Annotated in this window: 13 protein-coding genes, 1 tRNA gene and 3 pseudogenes; 10 read left to right on the plus strand and 7 right to left on the minus strand. The window is 68.9% G+C overall.

Annotated features, from left to right (window positions below):
• Window positions 1-314: 314 nt before the first annotated feature.
• The 8 genes and pseudogenes from topA (at window position 315) to ACZ6B8_RS15425 (ending at window position 12,432) form a co-directional block, all read left to right on the plus strand.
• Window positions 315-3,140, plus strand: a complete 2,826-nt coding sequence (gene topA, locus ACZ6B8_RS15390; protein WP_471607501.1) for a type I DNA topoisomerase — start codon at window positions 315-317, stop codon at window positions 3,138-3,140.
• 171 nt (window positions 3,141-3,311) lie between these two features.
• Window positions 3,312-6,530 (plus strand): dTMP kinase, encoded by a 3,219-nt coding sequence (gene tmk / locus ACZ6B8_RS15395; protein ID WP_471087367.1) that lies wholly within the window; start codon window positions 3,312-3,314, stop codon window positions 6,528-6,530.
• A gap of 137 nt (window positions 6,531-6,667) precedes the next feature.
• The gene (locus ACZ6B8_RS15400) at window positions 6,668-7,873 is read left to right on the plus strand and encodes a DNA polymerase III subunit delta' (protein ID WP_471087370.1); all 1,206 of its coding nucleotides are present in this window, start codon (window positions 6,668-6,670) and stop codon (window positions 7,871-7,873) included.
• A gap of 124 nt (window positions 7,874-7,997) precedes the next feature.
• Window positions 7,998-9,569: an alpha/beta hydrolase gene (locus ACZ6B8_RS15405; protein ID WP_471607502.1), complete on the plus strand. Its 1,572-nt coding sequence runs from the start codon at window positions 7,998-8,000 to the stop codon at window positions 9,567-9,569.
• A 95-nt stretch (window positions 9,570-9,664) separates the two neighbouring features.
• A tRNA-Thr gene (locus ACZ6B8_RS15410) sits at window positions 9,665-9,738 on the plus strand.
• A gap of 223 nt (window positions 9,739-9,961) precedes the next feature.
• Window positions 9,962-10,135, plus strand: a pseudogene (locus ACZ6B8_RS15415) (DUF3631 domain-containing protein); the annotation flags it as partial.
• Window positions 10,136-10,384: 249 nt separating this feature from the next.
• A complete protein-coding gene (locus ACZ6B8_RS15420; RefSeq protein ID WP_471607503.1) occupies window positions 10,385-11,353 on the plus strand; it encodes a hypothetical protein in 969 nt (322 codons plus the stop codon).
• Window positions 11,350-12,432, plus strand: a complete 1,083-nt coding sequence (locus ACZ6B8_RS15425; RefSeq protein WP_471607504.1) for a hypothetical protein — start codon at window positions 11,350-11,352, stop codon at window positions 12,430-12,432. Before ACZ6B8_RS15420 ends, ACZ6B8_RS15425 begins: the two co-directional genes overlap by 4 nt.
• 127 nt (window positions 12,433-12,559) lie before the next feature.
• Here the strand turns inward: ACZ6B8_RS15425 and ACZ6B8_RS15430 are convergent.
• A pseudogene (locus tag ACZ6B8_RS15430) lies at window positions 12,560-13,505 on the minus strand (tyrosine-type recombinase/integrase); the annotation flags it as partial.
• 65 nt (window positions 13,506-13,570) lie between these two features.
• Here ACZ6B8_RS15430 and ACZ6B8_RS15435 point away from each other — a divergent pair.
• Together ACZ6B8_RS15435 and ACZ6B8_RS15440 are read left to right on the plus strand one after the other, a co-directional pair.
• Window positions 13,571-14,048, plus strand: a pseudogene (locus ACZ6B8_RS15435) (IS5 family transposase); the annotation flags it as partial.
• A 72-nt stretch (window positions 14,049-14,120) separates the two neighbouring features.
• Window positions 14,121-15,389, plus strand: a complete 1,269-nt coding sequence (locus tag ACZ6B8_RS15440) for an IS701 family transposase (protein WP_471607505.1) — start codon at window positions 14,121-14,123, stop codon at window positions 15,387-15,389.
• Window positions 15,390-15,757: 368 nt separating this feature from the next.
• On the opposite strand, the gene ACZ6B8_RS15445 is transcribed toward ACZ6B8_RS15440, so the two are convergent.
• The 6 genes from ACZ6B8_RS15445 to ACZ6B8_RS15470 form a co-directional block, all read right to left on the minus strand.
• Entirely contained in the window at window positions 15,758-16,507 is a 750-nt protein-coding gene (locus ACZ6B8_RS15445; protein ID WP_471607506.1) for a hypothetical protein, read from the minus strand.
• A 4-nt stretch (window positions 16,508-16,511) separates the two neighbouring features.
• A complete protein-coding gene (locus ACZ6B8_RS15450; RefSeq protein WP_471607507.1) occupies window positions 16,512-17,348 on the minus strand; it encodes a hypothetical protein in 837 nt (278 codons plus the stop codon).
• A gap of 22 nt (window positions 17,349-17,370) precedes the next feature.
• Window positions 17,371-17,553 (minus strand): hypothetical protein, encoded by a 183-nt coding sequence (locus ACZ6B8_RS15455; protein ID WP_471607508.1) that lies wholly within the window; start codon window positions 17,551-17,553, stop codon window positions 17,371-17,373.
• A gap of 181 nt (window positions 17,554-17,734) precedes the next feature.
• A complete protein-coding gene (locus tag ACZ6B8_RS15460) occupies window positions 17,735-18,964 on the minus strand; it encodes a DNA cytosine methyltransferase (RefSeq protein WP_471607509.1) in 1,230 nt (409 codons plus the stop codon).
• A 420-nt stretch (window positions 18,965-19,384) separates the two neighbouring features.
• Entirely contained in the window at window positions 19,385-19,726 is a 342-nt protein-coding gene (locus ACZ6B8_RS15465) for a VOC family protein (RefSeq protein WP_471087376.1), read from the minus strand.
• 15 nt (window positions 19,727-19,741) lie between these two features.
• Window positions 19,742-20,686, minus strand: coding sequence for a LysR family transcriptional regulator (locus ACZ6B8_RS15470; RefSeq protein ID WP_471607510.1), 945 nt, complete (start codon window positions 20,684-20,686; stop codon window positions 19,742-19,744).
• Between the last annotated feature and the right edge of the window lie 221 nt (window positions 20,687-20,907).

Here is a 20,907-nt window from a genome sequence, read left to right on the forward strand (position 1 = left end):
CCTCACGGCCCCGGCTCCCCAGCGATCACGCAGGTGCGGCCGTGCGTGGCACTCGGCCGGGCCCCGCGACAGCGGGTCGCCACTCCGGGCGGCAGGAATGGCGGTAGTCGGGTTACCGTTCGAGTGGCCGTTGCGGGCTTTTCCCGTTTGACACGGGGGCGGGATGTACCGTCACACTCCGCAGCGACAGCGCAACGCAAGCCATGCGGGCACTGCCAGCCATGCGGGCACTGCCCCCGCACTGCCACGAGCAACGTCACCGTGCAGTGCCACCGAGCAGTACCACCGAGCGTCGACCGGAGAGAAGAGCGAAGTTGTCCCCGACCAGCGAGACCGCACAGGGCGGCCGCCGACTCGTCATCGTCGAGTCGCCTGCCAAGGCGAAGACGATCAAGAGCTACCTCGGCCCCGGCTACGTAGTCGAGGCCAGCGTCGGGCACATCCGCGACCTCCCCAACGGCGCCGCGGAGGTGCCCGAGAAGTACACCGGCGAGGTGCGCCGCCTCGGCGTGGACGTCGAGCACGACTTCCAGCCCATCTATGTCGTCAACGCCGACAAGAAGGCGCAGGTCAAGAAGCTCAAGGACCTGCTGAAGGACTCCGACGAACTCTTCCTCGCCACCGATGAGGACCGCGAGGGCGAGGCCATCGCGTGGCACCTCCTGGAGGTCCTGAAGCCCAAGGTCCCCGTCCACCGGATGGTCTTCCACGAGATCACCAAGGACGCGATCCGCAGCGCCGTCGCCAACCCGCGCGAGCTCAACAAGCGCATGGTCGACGCCCAGGAGACCCGCCGCATCCTCGACCGCCTCTACGGCTACGAGGTCTCGCCGGTCCTGTGGAAGAAGGTCATGCCGCGCCTGTCGGCCGGCCGTGTCCAGTCCGTCGCCACCCGCCTCGTCGTCGAGCGGGAGCGCGAGCGCATCGCCTTCCGCTCCGCCGAGTACTGGGACCTGACGGGCACCTTCGGCACCGGCCGCGCCGGTGACGCCTCCGACCCCTCGCAGCTGGTCGCCCGCCTCACCACGGTCGACGGCAAGCGCGTGGCGCAGGGCCGCGACTTCAACTCGGTCGGGCAGCTGAAGGCCAACAGCACGGGCACGCTGCACTTGGACGAGGCCAACGCCCGTGGCCTCGCCGCGGCCCTGGAGAACACCCGGTTCGCGGTCCGCTCCGTCGAGTCCAAGCCGTACCGCCGCTCGCCGTACGCGCCGTTCCGTACGACGACGATGCAGCAGGAGGCGAGCCGCAAGCTCGGCTTCGGCGCCAAGGCGACCATGCAGGTGGCCCAGAAGCTGTACGAGAACGGCTTCATCACCTACATGCGTACGGACTCCACGACGCTGTCCGACACGGCGGTCGCGGCCGCCCGCGCCCAGGTCACGCAGCTCTACGGCAGCGACTACCTGCCGGACAAGCCGCGCACGTACGCCGGCAAGGTCAAGAACGCGCAGGAGGCGCACGAGGCGATCCGCCCGTCGGGTGATCGTTTCCGCACGCCCGCCGAGACCGGCCTCACCGGCGACCAGTTCCGGCTCTACGAGCTCATCTGGAAGCGGACCGTCGCCTCCCAGATGAAGGACGCGACCGGCAACTCCGTCACGGTCAAGATCGGTGGCACGGCCGCCGACGGCCGCGACGCCGAGTTCAGCGCGTCCGGCAAGACCATCACCTTCCACGGCTTCCTCAAGGCATACGTCGAGGGCGCCGACGACCCGAACGCCGAGCTGGACGACCGCGAGCGCAGGCTCCCGCAGGTCAGCGAGGGCGACGCGCTCTCCGCCGACGAGATCTCCGTCGACGGCCACGCCACCAAGCCGCCGGCCCGCTACACCGAGGCCAGCCTCGTCAAGGAGCTCGAAGAGCGCGAGATCGGCCGCCCGTCGACGTACGCGTCGATCATCGGCACGATCCTCGACCGCGGCTACGTCTTCAAGAAGGGGACGGCGCTCGTCCCCTCCTTCCTGAGCTTCGCCGTCGTCAACCTCCTGGAGAAGCACTTCGGGCGGCTCGTCGACTACGACTTCACCGCCAAGATGGAGGACGACCTCGACCGCATCGCCCGCGGCGAGGCGCAGGCCGTGCCGTGGCTGCGGCGCTTCTACTTCGGCGAGGGCGAGGGTTCCGGCGGCGCGGCCGAGGCGGGCAACGGCGACGGCGACCACCTCGGCGGCCTCAAGGAGCTCGTCACCGACCTCGGCGCGATCGACGCCCGCGAGGTGTCGTCCTTCCCGGTCGGCAACGACGTGGTGCTGCGCGTCGGGCGCTACGGCCCGTACATCGAGCGGGGCGAGCGCGACTCCGAGAACCACCAGCGCGCCGACGTCCCGGACGACCTGGCCCCGGACGAGCTCACCGTCGAGTACGCGGAGGAGCTGCTCGCCAAGCCGAGCGGTGACTTCGAGCTGGGCGCGGACCCCGAGACCGGCCGCCAGATCGTCGCCAAGGACGGCCGCTACGGCCCGTACGTGACGGAGATCCTGCCCGAGGGCACCCCGAAGACCGGCAAGAACGCGGTCAAGCCGCGCACCGCCTCGCTCTTCAAGTCCATGTCGCTCGACACGGTCACCCTCGCGGACGCCCTCAAGCTGATGTCCCTGCCGCGCGTGGTCGGCACCGACGCCGAGGGCATCGAGATCACCGCGCAGAACGGCCGGTACGGCCCGTATCTGAAGAAGGGCACGGACTCCCGGTCGATCGACACCGAGGAGCAGCTCTTCACGATCACGCTGGAGGAGGCTCTGGAGATCTACTCCAAGCCGAAGCAGCGTGGCCGCGCCGCGGCGAAGCCGCCGCTCAAGGAGCTCGGCGAGGACCCGGTCAGCGGAAAGCCGGTCGTGGTCAAGGACGGCCGCTTCGGCGCGTACGTCACCGACGGCGAGACCAACGCGACCCTGCGCGCGGCGGACTCCGTCGAGGACATCACCCCCGAGCGGGGCTACGAACTCCTCGCGGAGAAGCGGGCGAAGGGGCCGGCCAAGAAGACGGCGAAGAAGGCCGCGAAGAAGGCCCCCGCCAAGAAGGCGCCCGCGAAGAAGACCGCCGCCAAGAAGACGACCACCGCGGCGAAGAAGACCACCGCGAAGAAGGCGACCGCCAAGAAGACGGCGGCCTCGTCCCCGGCGGCTTCGGAGGACTGAGCTTCTCCCTCTCCGCCCGTGCCGGGTACCTCACCGAGGTGCCCGGCACGAGGCGTTCCGGGGCCCGGCAGGCGGTGCCCCGAAACGGCACGTTCCGCCTGCAAGCGGACCAGACGGTCGTTTGTTCGGGTGGCTCCACAGGGACGCGGCACGTCCGGATAGGCTGGACGGATGACGCGTGCCGAGCAGCCAACGGCCGGAATCCCGGCCCCCGACGACGCCCTGGTCGCAGATTCCCGAGAGCGTGCCGTCCGCGCCTTGCTGCGCGTACCGCAGCTGAAGAGGTTGTGGAGCGCCCATCTCGTCGACAGTGTCGGCGACGCGCTCGCGCTGCTCGTCCTGGTGATCCTCGCGCTCCAGTCGGGCATCTCCGAGGCCGCCTTCGGAGGCGGTTACCGGGGCGCCGCCCTCGCCGTGACCGCGGTCTTCGGAGCGCGCGTCCTCGCGACGCTGCTCTTCGGAGCGGTGCTCCTGGGCCCGCTCACCTCGCTCACGTCGCCGGACGGCCCCCTCGACCGCCGCTGGACCATGGTCGGGGCCGACGGAGTGCGGGCCGCGCTGCTGATCGTCGCGCCCCTGTGGATCGACTGGACCCCGGACAACGCCCTCGCGATGATCCTCGTGACGTCCTTCGTCATCGGCGTCGCCGAGCGCTTCTGGACGGTCGCCAAGGAGAGCGCGGCGCCCGCGCTGCTGCCCGCGCCGCCCCTGGAGGGCGCGACCATAAGGCCGTTGCCGGACCACATGGACGCGCTGCGCCGGCTTGCCCTGCGCACCGGATTCCTCGCGGTGCCGGTCGCGGCCGCGATCCTCGTCGTCATCACCCTCGTCGGCAACCTCCTGGGCGCCGGCCTCGAATGGTTCGAGCTGCACCAGGCCGGGCTCGCCTCCTTCGTGGCGGCCGGGCTCTTCGCCGCGTCGCTCTCGATCGTCTACCTCCTCGAACTTCCCGGTACGCAGACGCCCCGCGCGCGCAGTCCCCTCGAAGGGCTGCGCAGGCCGCGCACCGGCAACGGCACCGGCCCCGACAAGGGCCGCACCGGCGCGATCCCGCTCCTCGTCGCGGCCTGCGCCGCCGTCGCCACCGCCGTCGCGGCGGCCGTCGCCGTCGCCGTGCTGCAGGCCAAGGACCTCGGCGGCGGGCCCGTCGCGTACGGCCTGATCGTTCTCGCCCTGACCGGCGGCACCGCCATCGGCATCCGCACCGCCCCGTCCCTGCTGCCGTCCCTCTCGCGCCGCAGGCTGCTCGCGCTCGCCATCGCGCTGACCGGTGTCGCGCTGCTCGCCGCGGGCCTCGTGCCGGACGTGACGACCGTGCTGCTGCTCCTCGTCCTCGTGGGGGTCGCCGCGGGCGTCGCCGCGAACACCGGGCACGCGCTGCTCGACCAGGAGGTCGAGGACCACCGCAGGGCCCGCACCACCGAGCACCTGCACGCGGTCGTACGGCTGTTCCTCGCGCTCGGCGCGCTGGTGGCCCCGGTGATCGCCGCCCTGATCGGGCCGCACCGCATGGTCAACGGCAAGTTCGTCTTCGACCACGGGGGCGCCGCCTTCACGCTGATGCTGGTCGGCGCGCTGCTGCTGCCGGTGGCCGCGCTGGTCCTCGCCAAGGCCGACGACCGGCAGGGCGTCCCGCTGCGGCACGACCTGCTCGACGCGCTGCGCGGCGGCGACGACCCGGCGCAGGCGACCTGCGCCACCGGCTTCTTCATCGCCCTGGAGGGCGGCGACGGCGCCGGCAAGTCCACGCAGGCCGAGGCGCTCGCCGAGTGGATCAGGGCCAAGGGCCACGAGGTCGTCGTCACGCGCGAGCCGGGCGCGACGCCCGTCGGCAAGCGGCTGCGGTCGATCCTGCTCGACGTCTCGTCGGCCGGCCTCTCGCACCGCTCCGAGGCACTGCTGTACGCCGCCGACCGCGCGGAGCACGTCGACACCGTCGTACGCCCCGCCCTGGAGCGCGGCGCCGTGGTCATCTCCGACCGCTACATCGACTCGTCCGTCGCCTACCAGGGCGCCGGGCGCGACCTGTCGCCGACGGAGATCGCCCGCATCAACCGCTGGGCCACCGGCGGCCTCGTACCGCATCTGACCTGCCTGCTCGACGTGTCCCCCGAGGCCGCCCGGGAGCGGTTCACGGAGGCGCCGGACCGTCTGGAGTCGGAGCCGGCCGAGTTCCACGCGCGCGTGCGCTCCGGTTTCCTCACGCTCGCCGCCGCCGACCCGGGGCGGTACCTGATCGTCGACGCCTCCCAGGAGCCGGAGGCGGTCACGACCGTCATCCGGCACCGGCTCGACGTCGTGCTCCCGCTCTCCGAGGCGGAGATCACGGCGCGCGAGGAGGCCCGCAAGGCCGCCGAGGAAGAGGCGCGGCGCAAGGCCGAGGAAGAGGCCGCGCGCAAGGCCGAGGAGGAGCGCCTGGAGCGCGAGCGCCAGGAGCAGCTCGCCAAGCTCCGCGCCGAGGAGGAGGCCCGCAAGCGGCGCGAGCTGGAGGAGGCGCAGCGCCGCGAGGCCGAGCGCCAGGCCGAGGAGGCCAAGAAGCGCGCCGAGGAGGCCCGCCGCAAGGCCGAGGAGGAGCAGGCCAGGCTGCTCGCCGAGGAGAAGGCACGGGCGGCCGAGGAGGAGCGCCGGCGCCGCGAGGCCGAGGAAGAGGCCCGGCTGCGGGCCGAGGCGGAGGAGCGGCGGCTCGAGAAGCAGCGCAAGGCCGAGCAGGCGCTGTTGCGCGCGGAGGAGGCGCGGCGCCTCGCGGCGGCTTCCGCGGCGGCGGCGTCCACGGCGGCGGCCGCGGCTGCGGCGAAGGCGGCGTCCGCGCGGTCCGCGTCTGCGTCGCCCGCTCCCTCTCCGTCTCCCTCTCCGTCCGCGTCCGCGGCTTCGGAGCCCGCGCCCGTGCCGGACAACGAGACCACCGTGCCCACGCCCGTGGTGAAGCCGCCGTCCGGAGCGGCCGACGAGACGGCCGTGCTGCCGACGGTCGGCGGTGCGCAGTGGTCCGGCGCCGACGACACCGAGGTGCTGCCCCAGCCGCCCGTTCCCGCGGGGTCCGCCGACGAGACGGCCGTCCTGCCCGCGGTCAGCGAGGACAAGGTGCCGCCGGGCTACTTCAGGGACGAGCGGGACGAGCGGGATGAGCGGGGTGCGGCGACCGATCGGTCCGCGCCGCAGGCGTCGCCCGACGGGGAGAACGAGCGCACCCGGGAGCTGCCCCAGGTCGACGAGCGGGGCGTGCCCCGGCGTCCGCGCCCCGAGTGGGCGGAGGAGACGCCGCTCGACGACCTGCCGTCGCTGGCGGACGAGTTGCTCGGCGCGCACGAGGACGACGAGACCGGGCACGCGGCCCGGGACGAGGACGAGGGCAAGGGCGGCCGGGGGCGCCGCGGCCGGAAGGGCCGCTGAGCCGGCGGTACGTACCGGCCGCCGGACGGGATTGTCAGTGGCGTCCTCCACAATGGGCAGTCCGGTGGCCGATGGCCGGTGGGTGGTGGCCGATGTCCGGTGGCCGAAGGCAGAGCGCAGCGTAAGGCGGTGACCCCATGAGCGTGTGGGACGACCTGGTGGGGCAGGAGCGGGTGAGCGAGCAGCTGGGTGCCGCCGCCCGGGACGCCGACGCCCTGGTGACGGCCGTCGCCACCGACACCCCGCAGCCGGAGGCGTCGAAGATGACGCACGCCTGGCTGTTCACCGGCCCGCCCGGCTCCGGCCGGTCCACCGCCGCGCGCGCGTTCGCCGCCGCCCTGCAGTGCACCAGCCCCGACCGCGCGCTGGGCGGTGCCCCCGGCTGCGGCTTCTGCGACGGCTGCCACACGAGCCTGATCGGCACCCACGCGGACGTCGAAGTGGTGCGTACGGACCTGCTGTCCATCGGCGTGAAGGAGACCCGCGACCTCGTCCGCCGGGCTCAGCTCTCACCCGCCGTCGGGCGCTGGCAGGTCATCGTCCTGGAGGACGCCGACCGCCTCACCGAAGGCGCGGGCAACGTCCTTCTGAAGGCCGTGGAGGAGCCCGCCCCCCGCACCGTGTGGCTCCTCTGCGCGCCGTCCCTGGAGGACGTGCTGCCGACCATCCGCTCCCGCTGCCGGCACTTGACGTTGCGTACGCCTCCGGTGGACGCGGTCGCCGACGTGCTCGTCCGCAGGGACGGCATCGAGCCCGGCGTCGCCGCGGCCGCCGCGCGCGCGACCCAGGGCCACATCGGCCGCGCCCGGCGTCTGGCCACCGACCCGCGCGCGCGGGAGCGCAGGGCCGCCGTCCTGAAGCTGCCGCTGCGGGTCACGGAGATCGGCGGCTGCCTGAAGGCCGCGCAGGAGCTGATCGACACGGCGACCGAGGACGCCAAGCAGGTCGCCGAGGAGGTCGACACCAAGGAGACCGACGAGCTGAAGGCGGCGCTCGGGGCGGGCCAGGGCGGGCGGATGCCGCGCGGCACGGCCGGCGTGATGAAGGAGCTGGAGGACCGCCAGAAGCGCCGCAGGACGCGTACGCAGCGGGACAGCCTCGACCTCGCCCTCACCGAACTGACCGCGCTCTACCGCGACGTGCTCGCGCTGCAGCTGGGCTCGCGGGTGGCGATCGCCAACACGGAGGTGCAGGACATGCTGCAGCGGCTGGCGCTCGGCTCCTCGCCGGAGTCCACGCTGCGCCGCATCGAGGCGATCGGCGCCTGCCGCACCGCGCTGGACCGCAATGTCGCGCCGCTGCTCGCGGTGGAGGCGATGACGGTGGCGCTGCGGGCGGGGTGACGGGTCCGGCGGGCGTACACACGACGGCCGGGCTCAGCCGCCCGGCCCCTGGCCGCCCGTTGACGGAGTCACTCGTACGGGCGCGCTGAGTAACGAATGGCGTGCGGAGAGTTACCCTCGCGTGATGGACCTCAGCCCTCGCGGCCGTCGCAGCCGTCTCCTCTCCCTCCGTACGTGCGGCACCCTGCTCGTCACCGCGGGGCTGCTCATCTCCGGCTGCTCGGCGGGGAGTTCGACGACGGAGGCCTCCCTGGCGTCGCTGTCCCGCTCGATGCCGGCCGAGCTCGCGCCGTACTACGGGCAGCAGCTGAAGTGGCACGAGTGCGGCGTCCCCGGCTTCGAGTGCTCCACCATGAAGGCGCCGCTCGACTACGCCGAGCCCGCGGCGGGCGACATCAAGCTGGCGGTCGCCCGCAAGCAGGCCACCAAGAAGAGCGGCCGCCTCGGCTCGCTCCTGGTCAATCCCGGCGGCCCCGGCGGCTCGGCGATCGGATACCTCCAGTCGTACGCGGGGCTCGGCTACCCCTCGGAGGTCCGCGCCCACTACGACATGGTCGCCGTCGACCCGCGCGGGGTGGCCCGCAGCGAGCCGGTCACCTGCCTCGACGGCGCCCGCATGGACCTGTACACGCAGACCGACGTCACGCCCGACGACCGGCGCGAGACGGAGGCCCTGCGCTCCGCGTTCGAGACGTTCGCGACGGGATGCGAGCAGCGGTCGGCCGGCATGCTGCCGCACGTGTCCACGGTCGAGGCGGCCCGCGACATGGACGTCCTGCGCGCGGCGCTGGGCGACGACAAGCTGTCGTACGTGGGCGCGTCGTACGGGACGTTCCTCGGCGCGACGTACGCGGAGCTCTACCCCGAGCGGGTGGGCCGCTTGGTCCTCGACGGCGCGATGGACCCCTCGCTGTCCGCGCGCCGCATGAACGAGGAGCAGACCGCAGGCTTCGAGACGGCGTTCCGGTCGTTCGCGAAGGACTGCGTGGCGCGCGGCGCGGACTGCCCGCTGGGCGGCCGGAGCCCGGCGGACGCGGGCAGGCGGCTGAAGGCCTTCCTCACGGAGCTGGACGGAAAGCCGCTGCCCACGAGCGGCAGCGGCGGCCGGAAGCTCGGCGAGGCGCTCGCCACGACGGGCGTGATCGCCGCGATGTACGACGAGACGGGCTGGCCGCAGCTGCGGGACGCGCTCACCTCGGCGATGAAGAACCGCGACGGCTCGGGCCTGCTCGTACTGTCCGACGGCTACTACGAGCGGGACAGCGACGGAAAGTACGCGAACCTGATGTTCGCCAACGCGGCCGTGAACTGCCTGGACCTGCCGCCCGCCTTCAGCTCGCCGGCCGAGGTCGGGAAGGCGCTGCCCGCCTTCGAGAAGGCCTCCCCGGTCTTCGGCGAGGGCCTCGCCTGGACGTCGCTGAACTGCACGTACTGGCCGGTGAAGGCGACGGGGACGGCCCATCGCATCGAGGCGAAGGGCGCGGCCCCGATCGTGGTGGCGGGCACGACCCGCGACCCGGCGACCCCCTACCGCTGGGCGAAGGCGCTGTCCTCCCAGCTCTCCTCGGGCCACCTGCTCACCTATGAGGGCGACGGCCACACGGCGTACGGCCGGGGCAGCGAGTGCGTCGACGCGACGATCAACGCGTACCTCCTGAAGGGCACCGTCCCGAAGGACGGAAAGCGCTGCTCATAGCACTCCCCGGGCCCAGGGGAGGGGGTGTGCGGAGCACCCCGGAAAACTGTGTAGACTTGGCCGCGTTGCTGATCGCACGATGGTGCGGACGGCGTGCCGCCTTAGCTCAGATGGCCAGAGCAACGCACTCGTAATGCGTAGGTCTCGGGTTCGAATCCCGAAGGCGGCTCGGATCAACCCCAGGACTCACTCGCCGTGACCTGGGGTTTTTCATGTCTGGGGCATGCCGAGCCGCGCGACGGGGGTGCCGTGGAAGTGCTTGCGTGAGCCATGCGTGAGCGGAGTCGCTCGCTGGACTACTTCTCGGGCATCCGCGCTCTCTTGCCGACAGCAGCCGTCCGGTCAGTCCGGCGCGCATCAGCGCGGTGACGGGAATGAGGACGCGGACGGGGCCGCTTCTGGACGAGGCGGCGAACTTGGAGCCGGACATGCCGGTTGAGGACCGTACTGCCGCCACCTGGGAGCCCTAGGTGATCGTCGCTGGCGGCAGCTGGCCTCGCCTGGTGCGGATCGCGTGCGCGCGGATGGTCGCCAGCGAAGCAGCCGACGAGGAGGATCAACCCGGGATGCCGTACTTGCCGTGTTCTCACAGGTCGGGCGGGGTGCAAGCGGAGTGTTGGCATGCTGATGGGAGGCGGCCCGTCGAAGCATGTGTCGCACATCACGACTTTCTTCTGCTGATTGCTCTCCATCCCATCACTAGAGGGTGAAAGGAAGTTCAGCGAGGAGGTAGTTCGGTGGAGTTTGGTTCTAGCGAGGGGCGCCCGTTGGGCACTTGGCGTGTGACACGCCCCGCGATAGTGGCGACGTCCTGCGTGACCTGTGGGGTCGAAGAGCCTTTGGAGCGCCACCTTGCCGATCCGTTGCACCTCATGGTCTCGGTGTCGACGGGGCCAGGAGGCGACGCGGACCGGTTCGGCAACTTCCTTGCACTCTGCGCCAACTGCCATCGCCTCGAACATACCCACGTCGGCGTAGAGGAGGTCGCGAAGAGCGATCTCGCCTCCAACGACCAGGCTCTGCAGGTGCTGTCGGGTAAGAGCCGGACGGAACTCGATCAACAGGTGATCAGTCCGGTCTGTGTTGCGGGAGCCGAAGCGCTTCGGCGCTGGTTTATGGGGGACCAAGAGGCCGTAGTGGAGTTCGGTGCCGTCTGGCTCGGGCTTGGGGCGCAGCACAAGGAAGCTGTCGAGACGGCCCTGATGGGCGACTGGCTGGTCGACGTCGACCTCACGGATACCGGTGCGGTGATCGCCTCGTTGAACCAAGAGGTCGCGCATGCGCGAGCGGCCTTGAAACCCCTGTGGGAGCGCATTGTGGGTGGGCAGACGCTTCGGATGCTGGGAGAAGGAGGCACTCGCAGCGGCAGCGAGCCCCTGACTGGTCTGCTCGCTGAAGCTGGTGCGCAGCCGCTGGACGTCCAGGTCCTTCAACGTATGCACCCGGCTGGCCAAGACCCTTGTGTCGCAGCGGTTCTCGACACTCTGGAGTCGGGGGACCGGAGCGTTGCCGTCGCGTATGCCCAGGGTGCAGGCACATGGACTCAGGCCGCCACACTCGTGGGTGCGGATCCCCCTGGCAGCCTGGGGGAGCGTGTCAGACGCATGCTGAAGTACCGGGGGGATCAGCACGTGCGGCATGCGGAACGGATGACTCGGAAGCCCATCGGTGATCGGTGTGCGCATGGTGAGCCACGGCCTATGGCGGACGAGATCCGTAGCGTCAGGAGGGCTGGTCTGGCTTACGGCACCTGGGTGGGCAACGGAGTGGGGAGGAGCGTATGAACGGCGCTGAAGCAGCTCGGGACCAACTTGGCTACGACATGGCCGTGCTGCTGGGCTGTGCGATCTATTGCCTTTTCCTCGCGCCAACTGTCGCGCGGACCGTACATCCATTCGCCTTCCGGATCGCGTGCTGGATTCGCGGGCGCAGTGATAGGGAGCGGGCGGGGACAGGAACCGTTGCCCGTGGAGCACTGGGCAAGCTCGATGCGGCCATGGTGGGTCTCCGGCTTCCGTTTACCTGCAGACAGGCCGTGCGAGATCGCCTGTTGGAGGGCTGGGTCATGACTGTCGTTACGGTGGTGTTCATTGTGGCGCCCATGCTGATCCCCTTCGGGATGCAGACGCTGGCGCAGGCGGAGCGCGCGGAGGCTAATCGTGGGCTTGCCGCCTTCTTCACCGTGACGATGGTCTTCATTGGCGCCTTTGGGGGCACGATCAGGTATTTCGGCCCCCGACTTGAGGTCCCCGCAGTTCGGTCGGTGTGCAGTGCGTTGAGTACGGCTCACCAGGTATGGCAGGGCAAGGCAACCTCGAAGGAACTGGACGCCGCCGTCAGCGGCCTCAGTGGTCTTCTGGTCCACAGGGCGCAGAAGGACGAGCGACGATGGCTGCGAGTCGAAATGACGACGCATGCGAAGCGGGTGCGGGAGACGCTCCGTGCCAGCAGCCGAGAACTGCTGACCAGCGGGACGCCGGCGGCCGCCGAGTTGGCCGACAAGCTCGGCAAGATTCTGCACGGAGTCGCCGCTACTACGTACGAGACGCTGCTTGCCGCGCCGGATCTCGTACCCGAGCCAGATCCTGGTGAGCCGCCCAAGAAGCAGACAGCCCTGCTTCTTGGGGCCGGGATCATCCTGTCGGCGGGGCTCGCTTGGGGACTCTCTGCCCTGCAGATCCCGGACGAAGTGATCTTGATAGTCGTTTTGCCCGTGCTGGTGCTCCCGCTCTACCTCGGAGGCGCACCAGGTTTGGTCCGAGCCCGCGACCTGCTGAGGTTCGGCCAGGGCGATTTGGAACCGGCACCTCCAGACAACGCCACGGAAGTCCGGCAACCCTCCCAAGAGGATCCTGCGGGATAGCGCCAAGCCCGGAGGCGGTGCCCCAGGGAGATCGGGTGTTGGCCTGGGGGAGTTGGGATTTGAGCGTGTCGAGCGGCACGACGGGGGTGCCGTGGAAGTGTTTGCGTGAGCGGAGTCGCTCGGCGACCTACTTCTCGGGCTTCTTCCGCTTGACCTTCTTCTCGGCCTTAGCCTGGGATTTTGCCCGGTCTTCCGGCTTGCCCTTGGCCTTCTTGGCGGCTTTCGCGGCCTTGCGCGCGGCCTTCTCCCTCCTCGGCCTTGCGCTGGAGTGGCACCAGCTTGGCGGTGGCCTCGGCGGCGTTCTTGCCGACCTGAGGCAGGTCGCTCTGGTAGATGTCCCGCGTGATCCGGGTGTCGCTGTGCCCGAGTGTGTCCGACACGATCTTGATGTCGATGTCGGCGGCGAGCATGAGGGTCGCAGCACCGTGGTGTAGATCATGCAGCCGGATCGGCGGAAGCCCGGAGGCGGCGACCAGGCGCTCGAAGAGGTCGGTCACCTTGCCGGGGTGGAGCCAGGAGCCGTCTTCCTGCGTGAAGACGTGACCGGTGTCGACCCAGGCCGAGCCCCAGTCCTTGTGGTCCGCGTCCTGCCGCTCGCGGTGCCGCTTCAGAACGTCGACAGTGTCGTCGTCGAGCGCGACCACGCGATAGCCGCTATCCGTCTTGGGATCGGATGCCTCGATCTCCCGGCCGTCCTGCACGAGTTGGGAGGAGACGGTGAGGGAGTGGGTGTCGAGGTTCGTCTCGGACCACGGCTGCCCGCATGCCTCGCCACGACGCAGGCCACGGAAGGCGATCAGGTGCCACATCGCGTGCAGCCGGTCCTCGGCGACGAAGTCGAGGAAGGAGCCAGTCTGTTGCGGCGTCCAGACCATCACGGGCAACGGCTTCTCGCCCGCCTGCTCCCACTTGACGACCCGCTCGTCCGTCCACACGAGCGTCTTCGGCTTGCGTACGGAGTCGATCTCTACGTGGGCGGCCGGGTTGAACGTGATGATCTGCTGCCCGATCGCATCGTTCAGGGCCGCGCGGAGGGTCGCCTTCACGTGCTGAAGGGTGGCGGGGCCGTCCACGCCCACCAGCACGCCGCCGGGGCCCGTCAAAAGGGGCTCCGGTCGGCGAGCCGGACGACCATGCCCTTGGACGGTCCCGCGGCGGACTGACCACCAAGATCCACCTCGCCGCGGACAGCCGCTGCCGACCGCTCGCGTTCGTCGTCACGCCCGGCCAGGCCGGTGACGCACCCGCATTCGAGCAGTTCATGGCCCGCCTGCGGGTGCCCCGGCGGACCGGCCGCCCCAAAGACCACGCCCGAGGTAGTCCTAGCCGACAAGGCGTATTTGTCACGGGCGATCCGCCGTCATCTGCGCCGGCGCGGGATCCGGGCGGTGATCCCGCAGCCCGCGGACCAGGCCGCCAACCACAAACGGCTCGGCCCGCTCGGCAGCTGGCCACCGGCCTTCGACCGCGACGCCTACAAACAGCGCAACACCGTCGAACGCTTCATCAACAAGCTCAAGCAATGGCGAGGCCTGGCCACCCGCTACGACAAAACCGCCACCAACTACCTCGCCGGACTCCACCTCGCCGCCATCTTCATCTGGTCAGCGAGGTGATCCGAAGGAAACGGCCTAGTAGTGCTTCGTTAGGTCTATGCGTCGATGCTGATCAGGAGCATGTGGGAGTGTGTGGACGCACGTGAAGTGAACCGATTACGGGCTGCGTTAGCGATGTTTGTGGCGGATGTATTTGCCTCGGTGCCGCGGAAGGATCAGCGGCGGTGGGGCGAGTGCTATCTGCGGGGTTTGATGTTGGACGGGCGCCGGAAGTCGATCCAGCCGATGGCCGAGCGGTTGCCGGACGGGAACATGCAGGCTCTCCAGCAGTTCGTGAACCAGTCGCCGTGGGAGTGGGAGCCGGTTCGCCGGCGGATCGCCGAACGGTTCTACGGCGTGATGACCCCTGAGGTGTGGGTCGTCGACGACGTGTCGTTTCCCAAGCGCGGGACCGCGTCGGCGGGAGTGGTCCGCCAGTACTGCGGAGCACTGGGTAAGCGGGCGAACTGTCAGGTCGCGGTCAGCGTGCATGCGGCCACCGACACGGCATCGTGCCCGTTGGAGTGGGAACTGTTCCTGCCCGAAGAATGGGCATCGGACCACGATCGCCGCAGCCGGGCCGGGGTGCCGGAGGAGGTTGGTCACGTGTCCAAGATGCGTCTGGCACTGGGTCTGCTGGACCAACTGGCCGCACACGGCCTGGCAGTGCCGGTGATCGTGGCCGATGCCGGCTACGGCCGCAGTGTCTCTTTCCGCATCGCTCTGGAGGAACGCGGCTGGTCCTACGTCATGGCGGTTGATCCCAAAGAGGTTGCCCGGCCTGCGGGTGCCAGACCGCATCAGCCCGTCTACAGCGGACTGGGGCCGCCCACCCTGCCCCGCTATCGCGAGGCTCCCCGGCCATTGCGCACGTTCGTCACGCCCGACGTCTCCTTCGAGCAGGTCTCCTGGCGTCAGGGCAGCAAGGGGACGATGACCTCGCGCTTCGCCGTGCTCGAGGTGAGGCCCTCGGGCAAGGAAGCCACCCGCACCAGCCAGGAACAGGCCGGCGGCCGCAACAGCTGGAACGGGGCGCTGCCGTCACGGACTCTGCTCGTCGAACAGCCCTGGGACGCCGCCGAGCCGACCGGCTACTGGGTGAGTAACCTGCCCGCCATGACGCCGGTCGCGGACCTGGTGCGATGGGCGAAAATGCGCTGGCGCATCGCACACGACTACCGCGAACTCAAACACGGCCTGGGCCTGGACCACTTCGAGGGCCGCACCTGGCGCGGCTGGCACCACCACGTCACCCTCGTCACCGCCGCCCAGGCCTTCCTCACCCTGCGCAGGCTCGACCCAAAAGTCCAGGCACCAGCCCGAGCCTCCACCAGACCCTCGACATACTCCAAGACCTGCTGAGGTGCTGGAACGGCACCTGCACCACCTGCGGCCGCCCCCTCAAAACCACCAGACCCAGACCAAGAACCTAACGAAGCACTACTAGTGCAGCCCGAATCGAGTGCGAAAGTCAATGACTGCTGCGGCTTCACGGCAAGATCATCGGAGGTGTAGCGCGGTTCGACAACTTGGCAGGCCGCACGGCTTCCAGGTGGGCAGCGCGGCACCACATGTTCAAACTGCAGTGCGGGCTTCGAGGCAGCGGCGCACTCGTGAACTCGCCGCTGCTGCGGTGGCTGAGGCTCAGCAACGCCCCTGTGCACAGCCGCCGCAGCAGCCAGGTGCGGAATGCATGGAGGCGCACGGCTGACCTGGGCTGTCAGCCCGCGTCAAGCGTCGGCCCACTCGAAGGGCGGGGCATTCCTCGCGTCGTAGACCTCAATAACGTCGTCGACGAACTGCTCGAAGGACCGGACCTCTTCCGGGTGAGGACGCCGATCGAAAGGCGGTTTTTGTCGGTCTACATCATAGAAGTTCAGCTTGCCCCGCTCTGCACCATCGTGCTCATAGAGGGCGATGTAGAACTTCTCGAACTGGTCGGGGGGAGCGGCCACGGTGTTTCGTCCCGCTCGTGGCCTGAAGTGCTGGACCGCAGCGCCGAAAGAGGAAGGGGCTTTCTTCCCCGTGCAGTCGTCACAAGCGTCGTAGGGGAGGAAGAGCACCCCGATCATGACCGCGTACGGCTGACGCTCGTGGTAGTCCATCGCTTCGGCGCGGAGCTCGTTGTCGTTCCGCGTGTAGTTTTTTGTGTAGCGCTTGGTCTTCGCATCTCGGTAGCCGATGTGCTTGAGTGACACCCCAAGTCCAAGGCCAAGTTCTGGAGTTGAATAGTTTACGTCTAGCTTCTTGTAGCCCTTCGCCGTACGTGCTCGTGACTCCTGGCCCGATCCGTCAGGCCGAGGAAGGACGCCCTCGAACGTGTCACGGAGGGAGTTGGCGAAGAGCACGGCGAGGCGGTTCGCGAAGCGTGTGGCGTAGCTGTTCCTGGTTCCTTGGGGTTCAGTTGCGAGCGGTCGTTGCTCTGCCTCCAGGACCTCCAGGAACGTGTCGAGGCCTGTCGCCTTAGTTACTGTTGTCATGGACTCAGATGCTCCTGAAAGCTGCGTCGTACTCATGAGCCACGCGGTGGAGCATCGAGTCGTAGTGGAAGATTTCTCCGCGCTGGGGGGCGGGAGACGAGGTGACGATTTCGACCGGTGTTGAGCCGTCGTTGAGCATGTCGACGACGACGATTCCGAACCCGTCGTAGCCCACCGAGTTGGTTCCACTGCGGCGGGGGAGACGGCTCACCGACTCTATTGCCTTAACGGCAGCACGGGGTTGGTTGTGCTCATTTGGCCCGCCTCCGTTGTGCCGGTTGGTCGGGCTGTAGAAGGAAGTTGCAGCGTTCACCATGCAGAAGCCTACGGAGAGTGCCTGGTTCGAAGAGCCATGCACGATCTGATGGCTTGAGTTGAGTTCGTCGTAGAGGCGTGGGCCGGCCTTTCCGTGCTCTGTCATGCACGCTTTCGCCTCCAGCGCGACGAGCACGCTTGAGACGGGGGCCTCGGTAATAACCGGTAGGGACATGAGACTTGACTGTTCATCAGCTGTGAGTTCGACGCCATACTTCTGAGCCAAGGAGTCAAGCGTGTAGGGTTTCCGTTTGGGCCTGTGCCCTGCGCCTGGCCGGCACAGGACGAGGTCTAGGTCCTTGTGCTTGTGATTCACGTAGTCGGTCATCTGGTGGTTGATGCCGAACGCGACCTTCCCCGACTCGACATGACTGCGGAGCAGGGCGCTCGTCTGCAGCAGGTCGAACATGATGCCCCAACTGGCGATCTTTGAATGTCGATCGCTTCGGGGGTGGTACTGCATGAGCTCGCCCTTGATCTTGACAGGCTTGCTCAAGCTCCTGACCAGAATGTCTACGGCGTCCAAGGTGCACCCTCCTGGGGGAACCCTACCGGTCGCCGCTGACGACGACCGGAGCTTGGGTCGTGTGATCCATCAGGGCAACGTGCTGCCTCATGCGCATCAGGTACGACTCGTCGAAATCAAGCCTGGCCTTCTGTGTATGCGAGTAGGAGCCCGCCGCGGCGCGGTGGCTCAGTGGGGCGAACCCGTCTAGGTCGACCAGGTCCACGAGGTGCGTGTATGGACACCGCTGCGGCCACGTGCTCACGTAGGAACGCCACCTTGCCATTGCGCCTGTCCATCGGGGAGCAGGTCAAGGATCGTTCAGGCGGCTCAAGTGACAACACCCGAGAAACCCAAAAGGGCGGTGACGGGGTGTCCTGTCTGCCCTGCTGCAGGCGCTTTCATGCTCAGGCTGCATGTTCCAGAGAACGATCCTCGCGAGACGTGTCCTGGTTTTCCGAGCTACGGGTGTTCGCGGGGTCCATCAGCTCGACGTGCTCAGCCATGTGCTTGAGGAACCTCTTGTCGAACTTCAGCTTGGCCTTCTGCGTACGGGAGTAGAATCCGGCCGAAGCACGATGGCTGAGCGGGGTCAGCCCGCTCGGGTCCACCAGATCCATGAGGTGTGTGTACTCGTGGTGTTGCGGCCACATGGTGACGTTCGAGCGCCACCTCTCGCCCTTGCGCCCCCAGGCTGCGGTAGGCCATCGAGCACTGTCAGACAACCTGTCGGACTCGCCCTCATCGTACTTACCGGGACCGAGGAGCTGTTCACCGAGCCACTCCGAAACCCCGACCGTTACCGCGTTGCCAACGAGCTTCCAGCGATCACGGCCGCTCTTCTTATCGGCCGTTGCCTCGGTCAGCGTCCAGTCCCTTTCGAAGCCCTGAAGCTGCTCGGCGTCCGTGATCGACGGAGTCACGATCCGATGGCCCGGTGGATTGCCCGGAATCCAGATGCCTGGAGCGGATGGGATGCCCAATCCCGATCCACCCTTGACCGTGGGTACCGCGTCCTGGGCCCACCCCAGACCACGGAGGCCCTCGGTCCAGTAAAATCCGTGAGCGTTGGTAGCGCGGCCACTCTCGTCCGGCTCGCCGGCGTCCTGGGACAGAAGGACGTCACGGGGATCTTCGGTGAGGCTAGCCACGAAGAGGACACGCTGGCGGCGCTGGGGGACACCTGTGAAGCGGGAGTCCACGAGTCGGTACGCCCAGGAGTAACCGAGCTCTTCGAGCTCTGTTACGAGATGGAGCATTGCCTTTCCCTTGTCGAGCACCAGCATGTTCCGCACGTTCTCGAGGACGAGCCACCGCGGATGGTGCTGCTTGAGGAGACGGAAGACATGGGAGACGAGGCCTGACTGCTTGCCCGCGATGCCTGCCGTGCGTCCGGCCTGCGAGAGGTCTTGGCAAGGAAAACCCGCGGTTACGACGTCGACGTCACTCGGTAGGCGTTCAAGTTCACGGACGTCCGGCTCAAGCGGGACGTCGGGGAACTGCTTGGCGAGCACAGCTTTGGCAGGTGCCCAGACCTCACAGAGCATGGCTGTGTCCAGCCCGGCCCGCTTCAGGCCGAGCTCAAGCCCACCTACACCCGCGAAGAGCCCCGCGACCCGCAGGCGCTTCTGGCTCACATCTTGCTCACTACTCACGACGAGATCCTGTCACATGGGTCGGACATGGCAGGCCAGAACGCCTCGGCATTACCTGTCAGACTGGTGTCGACCGTCGGGACCGCTGCGCTATGGTTCGGCGCTGCGGGGGGACCCGCGACGTCCCTCAGACCTAGCCGCCGAAGTGCGAATCCGGTACAAATTCGGGTACGGATGCGGCTGGGAACACCCGTGATCGCGGGTAATGGAACAGGATGAGTTGCCGCGGGACAGACGTATGTGACCCAGAGCTTTGCCAGGTAGCCGCCGTGGTCGAAGGCTCCCTCGTAATGCGTAGGTCTCGGGTTCGAATCCCGAAGGCGGCTCCACTGGAACCCCGGCTCAGATGCTTCTGAGTTGGGGTTTCGTCGTTCTGTGGGCGCCGCGGGCCCGGCGCACCGCTCAGAGCCGTGCGTCGCCGAAGCTCAGTTCGTTGCCCTCCGGGTCCTCGTACGTGGCCTTGCGGACGCCGTTCGCGTAGGTTTCGCGGGTTCTGGGGTGGACGCCTCGGGCCGTGGCCGCCGTGGTCATCGCGTCCAGGTCGTCCACGAAGACCGTGTGCAGGGCGTGGCCCGCGTGTTCGGGGCGGTGTTCGATGAACAGGGATCTGTGTTCCGCCAGTTCCCAGACCGCCTCCTTGTCGTCGGCGACGAAGGCGGGTGGCGTGCCGAGGAGGCGTTCGTACCAGGCCAGCGCCGCCGCGAAGTCGTTCACGGGGATGCCTGCGAAGAGGTCGAGGGCCATGTTCTCAATCCTGCCTCATCGAGGGGACAGTGTGGGGGCCGGCGGCTGGGGGCCGGCCGGGGGCGGGACCGCCAAGGGGGACGGGTGGGCGAAGGACCGGCGGCAGTGGTGGACCAGCTGCCGCAGCGCCGGATTGTCCGTGGAGGACCAGGCCAGCGAGAGCACCGGCTCCGTGTGGATGTCCTCGATGGGGCGGGTCGTCAGCCGGTGGCGGTGCTGGGCGACCAGGGACTCGGAGAGGATCGCGACCCCCAGGCCGCGGATCGCCAGGTCGGCGATCGCGCTGGGCGCGCCCGCCTGGAACGCGATCTCCATGTGCACCCCCGCCGCCGCGCACGCGTCGTCGAACACCTTGCGCACCCCCGTGCCCGGCGGCAGGCTCACCACCGAGTGGTGGGCCAGGGCCTTGAGCGTCACCCGAGGTTCCTCGGTGAGCGGGTGGCCGGCCGGCATGGCCGCGACCAGGGGCTCGCGGATGATCTCGTACGCCTCCAGGCCCGGCGGCGGCGTCCCCGGCGTGCTGACCAGGGCGAGGTCGGCGGTGCCCGCGCGCAGGCGTTCGACGAGGCGGTCGGAGGTGTCCTCGAGCAGGACGATCTCCACGCCGGGGTGGCTGTGATGGAACGCGGACAGGGCGTCGAAGAGCGGCGTGACCGTGCACGCCGTCACCATGCCGACCACGAGCCGGCCCCGGATGAGGCCGTTCACCTCGTCCACCGCCTGGCGGACGGCGTCGGCGGCGGCCAGGGCCGCCCGCGCGTGCCGCAGGGCCGCCGATCCCGCGGGCGTGAGCCTGACGCTGCGGCCCGAGCGGTCGAACAGCGACGTCCCGAGGGCGTGCTCCAACTGCCTGACCTGGGCGCTCACCCCTGACTGGCTGATGTGCACGCGCTCGGCGGCCCGGGTGAAGTTCTCCTCTTCGGCCACCGCGACGAAGTATTCGAGCTGCCTGAGTTCCATGTCCCGCGATTCTAGTAATCGCGGGTGGCAGTTGTCCTGGTTCTTGTATTCGGGTTACGGGCGACCATTGGCGGGTGCCCATGGGCTGCCCGCAGGTCGCCCATGGGCCTCTCGGTGTCAAGGTACTTGCCGAAAATGGCGGGAAACCGCACGGTCGGTTCTTCCGTGACATCGGGAACGATGGCTTCCGCGCGTACGGGGGCGGTAATTTGAGTGAACAA

The organism is Streptomyces sp. NPDC041122 (assembly GCF_055592445.1).